Source organism: Amycolatopsis circi (assembly GCF_003385235.1).
GTDB classification, from domain to species: Bacteria; Actinomycetota; Actinomycetes; order Mycobacteriales; family Pseudonocardiaceae; genus Amycolatopsis; species Amycolatopsis circi.
In genome coordinates, this window is sequence record NZ_PQIA01000120.1 from 15,535 (window position 1) to 30,377 (window position 14,843).

Genomic DNA, 14,843 nt, shown 5'->3' on the forward strand with positions numbered 1-14,843 from the left:
GGAGCAAAAACCAATGGGGGACATCGAGATCCACGGGACTGTCGCGGACGGATTCGACACAGTCCGCGACGAGTTCGCCACGGCGGCCGAGGCGAGCGCGGGCGTGCAGTTGGCGGTCCGCGTGCATGGGCGGCTGGTGGTTGATCTCTGGGCTGGCGACGTCACGGGGGAGACGTTGACCGGCGTCTACTCGTCGACCAAGGGGGCGACGACGCTCGTGGTGGCGTTGCTCGTGCAGGACGGCGTTCTGGACCTGGACGAGCCGGTCGCGCGTCACTGGCCGGAGTTCGCTGCCGCGGGCAAGGGCGGAATCACGGTGCGAGACGTGCTGAGCCACCGTTCCGGAGTGATCGGGGCGGACGGCGGGCTGTCCGCGGAGGAACTCGCGGACGATCAGGCGATTGCTCGAAGGCTGGCCGGGCAGCGGCCGTTCTGGCGGCCGGGATCTGCCTACGGCTACAGCGGATTCGCCGGATTCTCGGTCGTCGCGGAGGTGGTCCGGCGGGCCACCGGGAGGTCGGTGCAGGAGCACTTCGAGGAGAGAGTGCGCGAGCCGTACGGCCTCGACTTGTATCTCGGGCTGCCAGAGCAGGAAGAGCACCGCTACCGCGAGGTGCGGGCGGGGGAGGCGAGCGCGGAGGAGCTTGCGGCATTCCAGGCGCACGTTCCGGGGCCGTACAGCCTGGGCGGTATCGGTTACGGGCTCGACTCGACGCCGCCGCTCGACCAAGTGGCGTTCGTCAACACTCGCCGGGTGCGGGCGCTCGGACAGGTTTCCGCTGGTGGGGTCGGCAGCGCGCGTGGGTTGGCCGGGCTGTACGCGGCCGCGGTGTCCGGTTTGGACGGACGACCGCCGTTGCTCGAACCCGGCACGCTCGGCGAGTTCGCCATGCTCCATTCGACCGGCCGTGACCTGGTGACTGGGGACGCTGGCCAGTACGCGCTCGGGTTCCAGGCGAAGGGGCTGCGGTATCCGTTCCTCAGCGCGAATGCGTTCGGGCACAACGGATCCGCCGGGTCCGAGTCCTTCGTGGACCCGCGCAGTGGCATCGCTTTCGGCTATACGCGACGGCAGTTCTCCGCGACGTGGTCCTATCCGGAACACGACCGGCTGGCCGCGGCGGTCCATGCGGCGGCCAGCCGGTGAAAGCCGGGTAATCGCCGTGCTGCGATGCTTGTCCCATGTCGCTGTTCTCGCGCCGTCCGGCCGAAACCCCGTCCGGCCCGTTCCGCTTCCGGATCTCCGGGATCTACCAGATCCCGACGCGCGGAGTCGTGGTCACCGGAACGGTCACTGACGGCACCGTCCAGGTCGGCGCGAACGCGGTCGTGCGGCTGCCCGGCGGCGTCCGCGAGGTCGTGGTGACGAGGATTGAAACAGCGCGCCGCAAGCGGCCGTCGGCGGAAGCCGGTGCGGAGGCCGGGCTTTATCTGTCCGGCCTCCGCACCGCCGACATCCCGACCGTGCCGGGCGGCGACGGACGGCAGCAGGACAACACCGGCCTGGACGGCGTCGAGGTGACGTCCGCCTGAATGGACACGCTGTGTGACCGCCCCCATGTGGTGTCTTCACGCGGAGTGCAGTAAACACACCAATTGTGCTCAATTCACCAGAACCGCGGCGTTCTCCGGCGATCCGGCTGATCCGGTTCCTGCGGCTGGTGTACGCGCTGCCGCTCGGGCTCGCCATCGCCGGCGTCGTCGGAGGCTTCGTCCTCGACTATGGCTGGTACATCGCGGCCGCGTCGATCGGCCTCGGTCTCTCCATCCTGGTGCTGACGCTCGGCAGCGCCGACCGGTCGCTGCGCGGGACCGCCTCCCCGCAGGGCATGCGCTTCGTCCAGCAGCACGGCGACCGCGCGCTCGCCAAGATCGAACGCCTGAAAACAACCGGGACGCAGATCAACGACGCCTACGTCACCGAGCTGAAGCTCGTCGTCGCGCCGCCGAATGAGACCGCGTATCGGGCGACCGCCCGGGCGCTGATCCATCCGCTGCGGTCCGCGGCGTACCAGCCGGGCACGGTCGTCGTGGTCAAGCACAGTCCGCGGCATCCCGGTGTGGTCGTGGTGGACGCCGATCCGCCGCGGGAATGGACTGACCGGCCGTGGCAGGTCGGGGTCATCGGCGAGGAACGCACTCCGGAACCCGAAGCACGGCAAGGAAATGCCGCCGGACGGCTGGCGATGACAGCAGTGAGCACGTTCGTCGTCGCGGCGGCGTTGCTGGTGCCGATCCGCCACGATGTCCTCGGCCAGCTGCTCTTCCCGCCGGAGCTGTTCGCCGCGGACGATTTGCGTACTGCCGTGGCGAAACTGTCCGCCGAGAGCGAGCGGTTCGAAGACCTGACAGTGGAATCGGACCAGTTGCGCGCCACAATCCCCGGCGCGTACCTCAGCTATCGCGGCGGTACGGTCAAGCGCGATTCGACCAGCACCGGCGTGCCGAAGAAACAATTCGCCGCGAGCGAGGTCAATTTCGCCGCGATACCCGGACTCGTCGCGAGTTTCGGCGGAGAACCGGCGGACGCGCGCGTGATCATCCGTCGTGAGGACGCCGGGATCACGATGACCGTCCGGTCGGGCAAGGACAGCGACCGCGAGCTGGTGGCGGACGCGAAGGGCGTTCCGGCGCTCACGACGGACGCTTTCACCGAGCAAGGTTTCCAGGAGGTCAGCCGCGCTGCTGACCAAGTCGAGCGGCCGTTCGGAAGCGTACGAAGCGATCATCCGCACCGATCACGTCGAGTTCCAGGTGCCCGGCCCTGGCGCGGGCACTTCGGAGGACTACGACTGGCATCGCGGACGTCTCGTCGAACACCGGCCCGCGCCCATCCAGCCGGATCCGGGTGCGCCGCTGTTCGCGTTGTCGGAGCTGTCACCGAAAACGCTGCCCGCCATTCTCGCGAAGGTGAACGAGCGCATGCCCGGCTTCCCGCGCGACAAGGTTTCGGTGGCGTTGCGGGAGAACGACGGTACTTGGAGCCTAAGCACGTCTGTCCAGGACGACTATGGCCGTGGCTTCGAGGTGACCGCTTCGCCGGACGGGTCGACGGTCGCGGTGATGCCCACCAGGTGACGCCCACCCGGTGACCGCCGCCGGGAAAACGGCGGTCACCGAGCAAGTCAGCCGCGCACGACCTGAGCGATCGCGTCGACGCCGCGGTCCAATTCGGCTTCGGTGATCACCAGCGGCGGCGCCACGCGCAGCGTGCGGTCGTGCGTTTCCTTGCACAGCACGCCCAACCCGGCCAGCGCCTCGGACGCCGCTCGTCCGGTCGGCCCGCCCGGTGCGATGTCGACGCCTGCCCACAGGCCGCGTCCGCGCACCTCCGAGACGCCGTCGCCAACCAGCTTCGCCAGCCGCTCGTGCAGGTGTGCGCCGAGTTCGGTCGAGCGCTTCTGATACTCGCCGGTCTGCAGCATCCGCACCACGGCGCGGCCGACCGCACAAGCCAGCGGGTTGCCGCCGAAGGTGGAGCCGTGTTCGCCTGGCTTCAGCACACCCAGCACGTCGCGGCTGCCGACCACGGCGGACACCGGGACGATGCCGCCGCCGAGGGCCTTGCCCAGCGTGTACAGGTCCGCGCGGACGCCTTCGTGCTCCAGCGCCAGCACGGTGCCGGTGCGCGCGAGACCCGACTGGATCTCGTCGGCGATCATCAGCACGTTGTTCTCGTCGCACAGCCGTCGGACCGCGGCGAAGAACCCTTCAGGCGGCACGACGACGCCCGCCTCGCCCTGGATCGGCTCCATCAGCACGGCCGCGGTGCGCGGGGTGATGGCTGCCTTCAACGCTTCGGCGTCGCCGTACGGCACCTGGACGAAGCCCGGCGTGAAGGGTCCGTAGTCGGCGCGCGCGGTTTCGTCGTCGGAGAACGAGACGATGGTGGTGGTGCGGCCGTGGAAGTTCGACGCCGCGACCACGATCTCCGCCGTGCCCGCCGGAACGCCCTTGACCTGGTACGCCCACTTGCGCGCGACCTTCACCGCGGACTCCACGGCCTCGGCCCCGGAGTTCATCGGCAGCACCGTCTCGGTGCCGGTCAACTCCGCCAGTTCGCGGCAGAACAGGCCCAGCTGGTCGTGGTGGAACGCGCGGGAGGTGAGCGTGACGCGGCCCAGCTGTTCGGTCGCGGCGGCGATCAGCTCGGGGTTGCGGTGGCCGAAGTTGAGCGCGGAGTAGCCGGCCAGGAAGTCCAGATAGGACTTGCCGGCGACGTCGGTCACCGAAGCGCCCTCGGCTTCGGCGATCACGACCGGCAGCGGATGGTAGTTGTGCGTGCTCCATTGCTCGTCGAGCGCGATGAAGCCGTCGGAGGAGGTGGGACGCGCGGTGCCGGCAGGCTGGACGGACGCTGTCATGCGTTCAGGCTAGAGGCCGTTCGCGGGGAGTTCAGCCGGGAAACGTTGCTTTCCCCCGTCGTTCGTTGCGCAATCGAGGGGTCTGCCCGGCGATTCGCTGCGCGGCTCGCTCGACCGGATGACACCCGGCCGGACCGGGGGAGAGGTCCCCGGGATCGGGCGCCGGTGCGGTTATCGTCCCGAGATGGCGAAGAAGCAGCAGAACGGAAACCGGGTCCGCGACGCGCTCCGGGCGGGCGACAAGCTGCCGGACCCGGCTTCGTCGCCCGTGGGGCCGGAGAAGAAGGCGAAGGGCGGCAAGAAACTCGAGTCCGCCGGGGAACAGCTCGCCGGGTTGCAGGAAGCGCTGTACGCGGAGGGCATCGGAGGCGGCGCGCGCAGCGTGCTGTTGGTGCTGCAGGGCATGGACACGTCCGGCAAGGGCGGCACTGTCGGGCACGTGCTCGGCCTGGTGAACCCGATGGGCGTGCAGTACGCCGGGTTCAAGAAGCCGACAGCCGCGGAACTCAGGCACGATTTCCTGTGGCGCATCCGCAAGAAGCTCCCGTCGCCGGGCCATCTCGGCGTGTTCGACCGCTCGCACTACGAGGACGTTCTCGTGCCGCGCGTGCTCGGCCAGCTTCCTGCCGCCGAGCGACGGGAGCGCTACGCACAGATCAACGCCTTCGAGAAGGAGCTGACCGACAGCGGCACTGCCATCGTGAAGGTGTTCCTGCACATCTCGCCGGAGGAACAGCTCAGCCGGCTCACTGCGCGGCTGGACCGGCCGGAGAAGCGGTGGAAGTTCGACCCGTCGGACATCGACGCGCGCCGACAGTGGCCTGCCTACGAGAAGGCTTACGCCGACGTGTTGAAGCGCACGTCGACCGAGCACGCTCCGTGGTACGTGGTGCCCGCCGACCGCAAATGGTATCGGAACTGGGCGGTCGCCGAGCTGCTCGTCGAGACGCTGACCGAGATGGACCCGCAGTTCCCGGAGCCGACCTACGACGTCGACGAGCAGCGAGCCGCGCTGCAGGGTGTTGGCGTGCCCGGCCGATGATCTGAAAGAGTGCTGGTCGTGACCGATTTCGCACTCGACGACGTTCCGTTCCTCCGCCAGCAGGCCCGCACCCAGCGCTTCACTCTCGGCGCGCCCAAGCAGTTCCGGGTCGCCCCGGACGGTTCGCGCGTGCTGTTCCTGCGCAGCGCCACCGGCACCGACCCGCGGCACAGCCTGTGGTCGTTCGACCTCGCGACCGGCGAGGAGACGAAGCTGATCGACGCCGCCGAGCTGGTGTCCGGCGACGAGGACCTGCCGCCGGAGGAGCGGGCGCGCCGCGAGCGGGCCCGGGAGACCGGCGGCGGCGTGGTGGCCTTCGGCGTCGACGACGCGTTCACCGTCGTCACCTTCACGCTGTCGGGCAAGCTGTACACGCTCGACCTCGCGAGCGGCGAGACGCGCATCCTGGTCGACGGGTCCGTGATCGACCCGCGGCCGAACCCGACCGGCACGCACGTCGCGTACGTCCGCGAGCGTCGCCTGCGTGTCATCGAGCTGGCGACCGGCGAGGACCGCGTGCTCGTCGGCGAGGACAACGAGGACGTCACCTGGGGTCTCGCGGAGTTCATCGCGGGCGAGGAGATGGACCGTACGCGCGGCTACTGGTGGGCGCCGGACGGGCGCAGCGTGCTCGTGGAGCGTGCGGACCGCGGGCCGGTGCCGCGCTGGACGATCGGCGATCCGGCGAACCCGCAGCAGCCGGCGAACGTCGTCGCGTATCCGTCGGCGGGCTCGCCGAACGCCGAGGTGTCGCTGGCCGTGTTGGACCTGGACGGCAACCGCGTCGATGTGGAACAAGGCGATTGGGAATACCTGGTCACCGTGCACTGGTCGGCCGGAGGCAAGCCGCTGCTGGCCGTGCAGCCGCGAGACCAGAAGCAGCTCACCGTGCTCGCGCTGGACCCGGCCGACGGCTCGGTCGCCGAGGTGCACACCGAGACTGACGAGCACTGGGTCGAGATCGTCCAAGGCGTGCCCGCGTGGACCGCGGACGGCAAGCTGGTGGTGGAAAGCGCGGCTGACGGCGATCACCGGCTCGTGGTCGACGGCAAGCCGGTCACGCCGCCGGGGACGCAGCTGCGGATGGTGCTGCACGTCGGCGAGGAAATCCTGTTCACCGCCTCGGAAGACGACCCGACGCAGATCCACCTGTACCGCACCGAAGGCGGCACGGTGCGGCGTCTGTCCACAACGGACGGTGTGCACGTCGGTTCGGGAAGTGCGGCCCTCACGGTGCTTTCCTCGTGGAGTCTCGATCACAGCGGTCCGAAGGTGACTGTGCTGCGGGACGGCGTCGAGGCGGGTTCGATCGAGTCGTCCACTGTGGACCCGGAGATCGTGCCGAACCTGACCTGGCTCACCCTCGGCGAACGCCAGCTGCGCGCGGCTTTGGTGCTGCCGCGCGGATACGAGCCCGACGAGGGCAAGCTGCCGGTGCTGCTCGACCCGTACGGCGGCCCGCACGCGCAACGGGTTCTCCAGAGCCGCAACGCTTTCCTGACCCCGCAATGGCTCGCCGACCAGGGCTTCGCCGTGCTGGTCGTGGACGGTCGCGGGTCGCCCGGCCGCGGACCGGCGTGGGAGAAGGAGATCGCCGGCAAGCTCGCCGACGTCACGCTGGCCGACCAGGTCGACGCGCTGCACGCGGCCGCCGCGGCGTACCCCGAACTGGACCTGGATCGGGTCGCGATCCGCGGCTGGTCCTACGGCGGCTACCTGTCCGCGCTCGCCGTGCTGCGGCGGCCCGACGTGTTCCACGCGGCGGTCGCGGGCGCGCCGGTCACCGACTGGTCGCTGTACGACACCCACTACACCGAGCGCTACCTCGGAAAGCCGGACGACGAACCGGAAAGCTACGAGCACAACTCGCTCATCGCGAGCGCCGGTTCGCTCGAGCGAGCGCTGCTGATCGTGCACGGGTTGGCCGACGACAACGTCTTCCCGGCGCACGCGCTCCGGCTCTCGTCGGCGCTGCTGGCGAAGGGCCGCGCGCACGGCTTCCTGCCGCTCGCCGGCGCGACGCACATGACGCCGCAGGCCGAGGAGGTCGCGGAGAACCTCATGTGGACGCAGGTCGAGTGGATACATGGGTGTTTGATGGCCTGTGTTTAATGGCGCCGGCTCCGCCGTCGCGGGCGGGATCGCTGTGTTTGATTGCGCCGGCTCCGCCGTCGCGGGCGGGATCGCCTTTAAGTCGGCGTGTCGAGGAGCAGCGCACCCGGCCCGGGGGGCCGTGCACGCTGCTCCTCGACATGCCGACGCGATCCCGCGTTTCGGTCCAGTCAGGATCGCGGCGTTGCGTTCGGGCGTGTTGCGCTTGGTCGCTGAGGAGGCGGACGGAGCGGTCACGGACTGGCGGATGTGTCGAAGGTGTGCGAGGTCGTCGGCCCGAGGGTGAGCTGGCGGTGCGGATTTTCGTGTGTCCCACCGAGAGCGCGGCGACCGGCTGCGGCCGATGTGCGGGGCGTGGGACGCGGGCGAGCGCATGGAGGCGAACGAGGTCATTCCGGGCGAGGTCGTGGGCTCGCTCGTGATCCGCGGCAGCGTGAATTGTGTCGCGAGCAGGTTCAGTCCTATGTGGACAAGGGGCTGACCGCGCCGGTGCTCGCGGTGTTGCCGACCGGGGGTGACGTCTTCGGGCGGGTGCGCGGGCTGGCTCCGGCGCGCTGACGCCTTTCCGAAACGGCCGGTGCTCCCCTTCGCGGGGCACCGGCCGTTTTGCTGCGGTGCAGGTCCGTGAAGGGCTCCTTGAGGGAATCAGATTCCCTCAAGGAGCCCTTCACGGACCAAACGCGAGCTGGTTCGGGGGCGAGGCGTCAGGCCTGTGCGCGGCCCCGGTCGCGGGCTGTCGGTGGGTATCCGTATTGTTGCGCAGGGTAAGGCAAGGTTACCCTAAGAAAGGCGGTTCCATGGCGGATGCGCCCTCAGCGTCGGCGGGCTTCGAGCCCAGGTCCGGCGGCGTGGCTTCGGCGGAGTGGCTCGCCGGCGGACCCGGCGGTGCGGACCGGCTGGCCCAGTTGCTCCCCGCGGCGCTGCGCGGGATGGCGGCGGGCACGGCCGAGCGCGACGGTCCGGTCCCGGCGGGCGGTCCGGTCGCGGTGGCGGCGACGCTTGTGCGCGGCCAGTCCTCCGGGCTAGCGCGGCACGGAGTGGGCGCCGAACAAGCCTTGGAAGAGCTTTCTGCCCTGCTCGCCGCCGGATCCGTCGATCCAGCCGACCCGGCGTGCGCCGCGCATCTGCACTGTCCGCCGCTGGCCGTCTCGGTCGCCGCTGACGTCGTCGCCTCCGCGCTGAACCCGTCCATGGACTCCTGGGACCAGGCCCCGGTCGCGAGCGAGATCGAGCGCGAGTTCACCACCGGGATCGCCCGGCTCTGCTACCCGGACGCCGCTCGTCCGGACGCCGTCATCACCTCCGGCGGCACCGAATCCAACCTTCTCGGACTCCTGCTCGCTCGGGAATCCGCTGTCACGCGACCGGTTTGCGGGGCCAATTCGCACCACAGCGTCGCTCGCGCGGCGTGGTTGCTCGGGCTGCCCGCTCCGGTCGTGGTGCCGTGCTTGGACGACCGCATGGTCCCGTCCGCGCTGGCCGACGCGTTGGCACCGCTCGGTGCCCAGGCTGTCGTCGTCGCGACCGCTGGCACCACCAACACTGGCCGGATCGACCCGTTGCCGGAGATCGCCGAAATCTGCCGCCGTACCGGAGCGCGGCTGCACGTCGATGCGGCGTACGGCGGTCTCGCGCTCTGCAGCGAAAGCCTCCGCTCCCGCGTCGCCGGTCTGGAGCTAGCCGATTCGGTGGCGCTTGACCTGCATAAGTTCGGCTGGCAACCGGTCGCAGCTGGGGTCTTCGTCGTGCGCGGGGAGACCGATCTGCAGGCGCTCACCGTCCGCGCCGAGTACCTCAACGCCGACGACGACACCGAAGCCGGACTGCCCGATTTGCTCGGCCGTTCGCTGCGCACCTCCCGCCGTCCGGATGCGTTCCGGATGGCGGTGACGCTGCGCGCGCTCGGCACGTCCGGGATCGGTGCGCTCGTGGAACGCTGCTGTGCCAACGCTTCCGGCGTGCACGCGATGGTCGAGGACTATCCGGCGCTGCGGTCGTGGGGTGTGCCCGAACTGTCCACAGTGGTCTTCCGTCCGCTGGCGGCGGACGAGTTGCCGGGGACGGCCGGAGACGACCTGGTCGCGCAGGTGCGCCGGACGTTGCTGGAGGACGGAACCGCGGTGATCGGCCGTGGCGCGTTGCCGTCCGGCCCCGAGGGCGAGTCGCAACTGTGGCTCAAGCTCACCCTCCTGCACCCGCACGCCAAACCCGCCGACTACCGGGCGCTGCTCGACGCGGTGGCCACCGTCGCGGCGGACCTGCGTGCGAGCGTCACGCGGGAAAGCCCGGTCGCCTCGTGAGGCGTTACGACGTCGCCGGGGTCGGGATCGGTCCGTTCAACCTGTCGCTGGCCGCGCTGGCGGATCCGCTTGACCAGCTGGAGGTCGTGCTGTTCGACGCGCGTCCCGAGTTCCGCTGGCACCCCGGGCTCCTCCTGGACGGTGCGACGCTGCAGGTGCCGTTCCTCGCCGACCTGGTGACGCTCGTCGATCCGACCAACCGTCATTCGTTCCTCAACTACCTGCGTGAACGCGGCCGGTTGCTGCCGTTCTACTTCGCCGAGCGGTTCCATCCGCCGCGTGCCGAGTACGACGATTACGGCCGCTGGGCCGCGTCCCGGCTGCCGTCGTGCCGGTTCGGGCACGAGGTCACCGGGCTGCGCTGGATCGACAGCGAAGAGGCGTTCGAGTTGACCGTCGACGGGGCGGATCCGGTGCTGGCAGCGGCCGTCGTGCTCGGCGTCGGCACGCAGCCGAGCGTGCCGGAACCGTTGCAGCCCTTGGTGTCCGCGCCGGATGTGCTCGCCCTGCACTCGGCTGATTACCTCACACACCGATCCGAGTTGCTTACTGCGGATTCGGTGACGGTCGTCGGTTCGGGCCAGTCGGGGGCGGAGGTGTTCCTCGATCTGCTGCGCTCGCGGTCCACTGTGGACGGTCTGCGCTGGCTCGCGCGGACGCCTGCGTTCGCGCCGATGGAGTACTCCAAGCTCGGCCTGGAGCAGTTCACCCCGGACTACACGGCGTACTTCCACGGTCTTCCCGAATCCGTGCGCGACCAGCTTCTTCCGGCGCAATGGCAGCTGTACCAAGGGATCGACGCCGAGACGATGGCCGAGATCCACGACGAGCTGTACCGCCGGAGCATCGGCGGCGGTTGGCCGGGCGCGGTGCTGACGCCGGGCGTCGAGGTGGTGTCCGCGACCGTCGGCGACGGGATCGAGCTGGGGCTGCGGCAGGTCCAGCAAGGGACGACCGCGACGCATCGGACGTCCGCCGTGGTAGCGGCTACCGGCTACGCGGAAACGCCGACCGGTCCGCTGCTGAAAGGGCTCGGCGAAGCGGTGCGTCGCGACGCGCGAGGACGGTTGGTGATCGGTGCCGACTATCGCGTCGAACTCGACGTGCCAGGCGCGTTGTTCGTGCAGAACGCGGAACGGCACACGCACGGCCCCGGCGCGCCGGATCTCGGGCTCGGCGCGTGGCGGGCCGCGGCGATTCTCAATGCGGTATGCGGAAAACCGGTGTACGACCTGCCCGAGCGGACAGCGTTCACCACGTTCGGCCTCGACCAGACGGAGGACCAGTGACCCTGACCGACGATGCCGCTTGGCGAACCGCGGGCTCGCTGGTCACGCACAAAATGCTCGGCGAGCTGTCGTATGAAGCGATGCTGGTGCCAGTGCCTGGCGAACCGACGCAAGCCGGGCACCGCAGCTGGCAACTCGACCTGCCCGGCGGCGTTTCGTACCGCTTCGAGGCACGCCGAGGCGCGTTCGAATCGTGGACAGTGTTGCCCGGCAGCGCAATTCGAGTCGCCGAGGGCGCGGAGGCTCCAGCGGACGACCCGCGCACGCTGATCGTCGACGCGTGCGAACGTCTTGGTCTCACCGGTCTCCGGCTGGCCGACGTCCTCGCCGAGCTGACCTCGACGGTCGCCAACGAGGCAACCCGCCTACTCCGCGCCCCGACCGCTGCCGCACTGTCCACGATGGACTACAACGTCGCCGACGGACATCTCACCGGGCACCCGCGGCTGGTGCTCAACAAGGGCCGCGTCGGCTTCTCCGCCCGCGACCGCGCCCGTTACGCGCCCGAGTCCGGTGCTGATATCCGGCTGCGCTGGTACGCCGTGCACCGCGATCTTGCGCAGTTCCGCAGTGTCGCCGGACTCGACGCGGAAACCCTGCTGCGCGAGGAGCTGGACGAGTCGACCCGCGCCGAGTTCACCGCACGGACAGCACGCCTAGGCGCGCCCGCCGATTACGTCTGGGTCCCGGTGCATCCTTGGCAGGCCGACGAAATCATCGGCACGCTCTACGCGGCGGAGTTGGCGACCGGCCGGATGGCCGAGCTGGGGGAGAGCAGCGACGTCTACCGTCCACATCAGACAGTCCGCACGCTCGCCAACCGCTTGCGGCCAGACCGGCGTGACGTCAAAACCGCAGTGTCCGTGCGAAATACGCTCGTCTACCGCGGTCTGAACTCCGCGGCGACGCTCGCCGGGCCGTCGGTCACCGAATGGCTGCGCCGGATCGACGCCGCCGACCCGCTGCTGTCCGAGAAGTACCGCTTCGAGCTGCTCGGCGAGGTCGCGAGCGTTTCGGTCCAGCATCCGCTGTTCGGCTCGATCGAGGAGCTGCCGTACCGGTTCCACGAGACGCTCGGTGCGCTGTGGCGCGAGCCGCTCGTCGCCCGGCTCGCCGAGGGCGAACAGGCGATCTCGTTCGCCGCGCTGCCGTACCGCGATGCGGCTGGGGAGACCGTGCTGACCAGGCTGATTACGCAGTCCGGTGACGGTGCGGAGGCGTGGCTGTCACGGCTGTTCGACCTGCTGCTCACGCCGTTGCTGCACTGGCTGCTCCAGTACGGCGTCGGATTCTGCCCGCACGGCCAGAATCTCGTGCTCGTGGTGGACGCGGACGGCCGTCCGCTGCGCGTCGCGATCAAGGACTTCGCACAGGGCGTCGACCTGCTGGACGAGGAACTTCCCTGCTACGCGGACCTTCCTCCGGACGCCGATGCCGACATGCTGCGCTGGCCCGCGCACCTGCTCGCCCAGTCGCTGTTCAGCTCGGTTTTCTCCGGTCAGCTGCGGTTCTGGGCGGAACTGCTGCTGGACGATCTCGACCTGGCGCGCGGCGACTTCTGGGCGTTGGTGCGCGAGGTAGTCGGCCGCTACCGCGACGAAAACCCTGAGGTGGCCAAGCGATTCGACGCCTGTCGGCTGTTCGCGCCGGACGTCGAGCGGGTCACGCTCAACCGCGAGCACCTCGCCGGACAGGGCTTCGACAAGGTCGAGCGCGACGACGAGTTCGACGTCCGCTGGGGCCGCGTGCCGAACCCGTTGCACGCGCCCGATCCGGACGGTGCCTGGTGAGCCCGTTCGACCGCCCGGTCGGGCCTCGGTCGCTGGCCGTGCGCGCCGAAGCGGGCTCGGCAGCCGCGGAGGTGCTGCGTCGAGTGCTGGCCGAGGACGGCGCTCGGCTGGTGCTTCTGGTGCCTGATCCGCACGCACGGTTCGCGGCCGTCGAGCTGGCCGCGCCGTTCGCCGCCGAGATTCTGGACAGCGGATACGGCGTGTGCAGCTACATCTTCGCCTGGACGCCGGAGCGCGAGCCGCTGCCGGAAATCGGCCCGCTGAAGCCGTATCTCGGCGGGTTCGGCGACCTGCGCGTGCGACTCGACGCGGCGACGGCGTTCCCGCTCGGCGACCGGACGTGGGCGGTCGTCGGGGATGCGGAGTTCCCTTCCGGCGAACCGGCCGGGCTCGCGCCGCGGACCGTATTGCGGACACAGCTGGCGCGGCTGGAGGAGCACGGGCTGGTTCCGTCGATCGGGATCGAGCACGAGGTTGTTTTCCGTACCGCGGAAGGGGATCCGCTCACCGGGCACGGTGTGGACTACGCCGTCGGCGGCACCGAACGCCTCGCGCCGCTGCTGGCGGATTTGCGGGCTGCGACGGCCGGTCTTGGCGTGGAATCGGCGCGGGCGGAGTGTCATCCGGGGCAGTACGAGGTCGTCCTGCGGCATCGTGACGCGCTCGCGGCCTGTGATGACGCGTTGCTGCTGCAGCTGGTGACTCGGCGGATAGCCGCTCAACACGGTGCGCAAGCCGACTATCTGGCCGCGCCGGAACCTGGACAGGGGAATTCGTGCCACGTTCACCTGTCACTGTCCACTTCAGACGGACCGGTCGGATTTCCGTTCGCACTGGGCGCTTTCCTGGCCGGAGTCCTGCGCGACGCGCGTGCCTTGTCCGCAGTATGGGCTCCGACCTGGAACAGCTACGTCCGGCTGCGCACCGCTCCGTTCTCGCCGCGCGAACTGCGCTGGGGGCCGGACGACCGGACGTCCTCGATCCGGCTGTGCGGGACATCGTCGGCACCGCGGCTGGAGTTCCGCTTCGCAGGCGCGGACGCCCAGCCGCACCTCGTCGTTGCCGCGCTGATCGCCGCGGGTACGGCTGGCCTGGCCGAACAGCTGTCACCGCCTGACGCAGGCGTGCTGACCGGACAACTGGCGTCGTCGCCGTGGGAGGCATTGGCGCTGTTGGAGGAGGGACGGGTCGCCGCGTTGCTGGGGGAGGACGTCGCCGCGCAACAGGCCGCCTTGCTGCGCGAGGAACTCGACGCCGCGCTCGGGTCAGTCGCCGAACTGCACCGCCGCCGGGGCGCATTGCGGTCCTGACCAGCCGAATTGTTGCTGACGAACCAGTGCCGACCCGGTCGTGAGGACTTGCGCCGACCGCCGCGAGTGCGCAGGCTCGGGGCCGTGAGCGAATACGAGTACGACCTCATCGTCATCGGCTCGGGCCCGGGAGGGCAGAAAGCCGCCATCGCGGCGGCGAAACTGGGGAAGAAAGTCGCCGTCGTCGACCGGCACGACATGGTCGGCGGCGTGTGCGTCAACACGGGCACCATTCCGTCCAAGACGCTGCGCGAAGCCGTGCTGTACCTGACCGGGATGAACCAGCGCGAGCTGTACGGCGCGAGCTACCGGGTGAAACAGGACATCACCATCGCGGATCTGATGGCGCGCACGCAGCACGTCATCGGGCGCGAGGTGCAGGTGGTGCGTGCGCAGCTGCTGCGCAACCACGTCGATCTGATCGGCGGCATCGGCTCGTTCGCCGACCCGCACACCGTCCTGGTCGACGGCAAACACCGCGGCGACCGGCGCACGATCACCGGCGACTACGTCGTGATCGCGACCGGCACCCGTCCAGCCCGCCCGGACCACGTCGACTTCGACGCCGCGCGCGTGCTCGACTCGGACGAGATCCTGGCGATGGAGGCGATCCCGTCGTCGCTGGTCGGGGTCGGC

General features: G+C 69.8%; 11 protein-coding genes. 10 read left to right on the top strand and 1 reads right to left on the bottom strand.

Annotated features, from left to right (window positions below; translation table 11 throughout):
* Positions 1-13 precede the first annotated feature (13 nt).
* The 3 genes from D0D37_RS35885 to D0D37_RS35895 all read left to right on the top strand — a co-directional run bounded on the left by D0D37_RS35885 (position 14) and on the right by D0D37_RS35895 (position 3,092).
* Positions 14-1,147, top strand: a complete 1,134-nt coding sequence (locus tag D0D37_RS35885) for a serine hydrolase domain-containing protein (RefSeq protein WP_116205023.1) — start codon at positions 14-16, stop codon at positions 1,145-1,147.
* A 35-nt stretch (positions 1,148-1,182) separates the two neighbouring features.
* Positions 1,183-1,533 (top strand): hypothetical protein, encoded by a 351-nt coding sequence (locus D0D37_RS35890; RefSeq protein ID WP_116205024.1) that lies wholly within the window; start codon positions 1,183-1,185, stop codon positions 1,531-1,533.
* 65 nt (positions 1,534-1,598) lie between these two features.
* Positions 1,599-3,092, top strand: a complete 1,494-nt coding sequence (locus D0D37_RS35895; RefSeq protein WP_116205025.1) for a hypothetical protein — start codon at positions 1,599-1,601, stop codon at positions 3,090-3,092.
* A 33-nt stretch (positions 3,093-3,125) separates the two neighbouring features.
* Here D0D37_RS35895 and rocD read toward each other — a convergent pair whose 3' ends face one another.
* The gene (gene rocD, locus D0D37_RS35900; RefSeq protein ID WP_116205026.1) at positions 3,126-4,364 is read right to left on the bottom strand and encodes an ornithine--oxo-acid transaminase; all 1,239 of its coding nucleotides are present in this window, start codon (positions 4,362-4,364) and stop codon (positions 3,126-3,128) included.
* A 184-nt stretch (positions 4,365-4,548) separates the two neighbouring features.
* On the opposite strand from rocD, the gene D0D37_RS35905 reads away from it, so the two are divergent.
* The 7 genes from D0D37_RS35905 to D0D37_RS35935 all read left to right on the top strand — a co-directional run.
* Complete coding sequence (locus D0D37_RS35905; RefSeq protein WP_116205027.1) at positions 4,549-5,406, top strand: PPK2 family polyphosphate kinase; 858 nt, start codon at positions 4,549-4,551, stop codon at positions 5,404-5,406.
* Positions 5,407-5,424: 18 nt separating this feature from the next.
* Positions 5,425-7,518 carry a S9 family peptidase gene (locus D0D37_RS35910; protein WP_116205035.1) on the top strand — a complete coding sequence of 698 codons (2,094 nt, stop codon included), beginning with the start codon at positions 5,425-5,427 and terminating at the stop codon, positions 7,516-7,518.
* Positions 7,519-8,315: 797 nt separating this feature from the next.
* Positions 8,316-9,818: a pyridoxal phosphate-dependent decarboxylase family protein gene (locus D0D37_RS35915; RefSeq protein ID WP_116205028.1), complete on the top strand. Its 1,503-nt coding sequence runs from the start codon at positions 8,316-8,318 to the stop codon at positions 9,816-9,818.
* Positions 9,815-11,107: a lysine N(6)-hydroxylase/L-ornithine N(5)-oxygenase family protein gene (locus tag D0D37_RS35920; protein ID WP_116205029.1), complete on the top strand. Its 1,293-nt coding sequence runs from the start codon at positions 9,815-9,817 to the stop codon at positions 11,105-11,107. The genes D0D37_RS35915 and D0D37_RS35920 overlap by 4 nt, the downstream gene beginning before the upstream one ends.
* Positions 11,104-12,897, top strand: coding sequence for an IucA/IucC family protein (locus D0D37_RS35925; protein ID WP_116205030.1), 1,794 nt, complete (start codon positions 11,104-11,106; stop codon positions 12,895-12,897). The genes D0D37_RS35920 and D0D37_RS35925 overlap by 4 nt, the downstream gene beginning before the upstream one ends.
* Positions 12,894-14,207, top strand: coding sequence for a type I glutamate--ammonia ligase (locus D0D37_RS35930; protein WP_116205031.1), 1,314 nt, complete (start codon positions 12,894-12,896; stop codon positions 14,205-14,207). Before D0D37_RS35925 ends, D0D37_RS35930 begins: the two co-directional genes overlap by 4 nt.
* A gap of 84 nt (positions 14,208-14,291) precedes the next feature.
* Positions 14,292-14,843, top strand: a 552-nt coding sequence (locus tag D0D37_RS35935) for an FAD-dependent oxidoreductase (RefSeq protein WP_244223793.1), incomplete at its 3' end; no start/stop codon positions are given.

What these genes read in the sequence shown, in the direction of transcription:
- D0D37_RS35885 (WP_116205023.1), top strand. Translation starts at nt 14, where the DNA reads ATGGGGGACATCGAGATCCACGGGACTGTCGCGGACGGATTCGACACA.
- D0D37_RS35890 (WP_116205024.1), top strand. Translation starts at nt 1,183, where the DNA reads ATGTCGCTGTTCTCGCGCCGTCCGGCCGAAACCCCGTCCGGCCCGTTC.
- D0D37_RS35915 (WP_116205028.1), top strand. Translation starts at nt 8,316, where the DNA reads ATGGCGGATGCGCCCTCAGCGTCGGCGGGCTTCGAGCCCAGGTCCGGC.
- D0D37_RS35905 (WP_116205027.1), top strand. Translation starts at nt 4,549, where the DNA reads ATGGCGAAGAAGCAGCAGAACGGAAACCGGGTCCGCGACGCGCTCCGG.
- rocD (WP_116205026.1), bottom strand. Translation starts at nt 4,364, where the DNA reads ATGACAGCGTCCGTCCAGCCTGCCGGCACCGCGCGTCCCACCTCCTCC.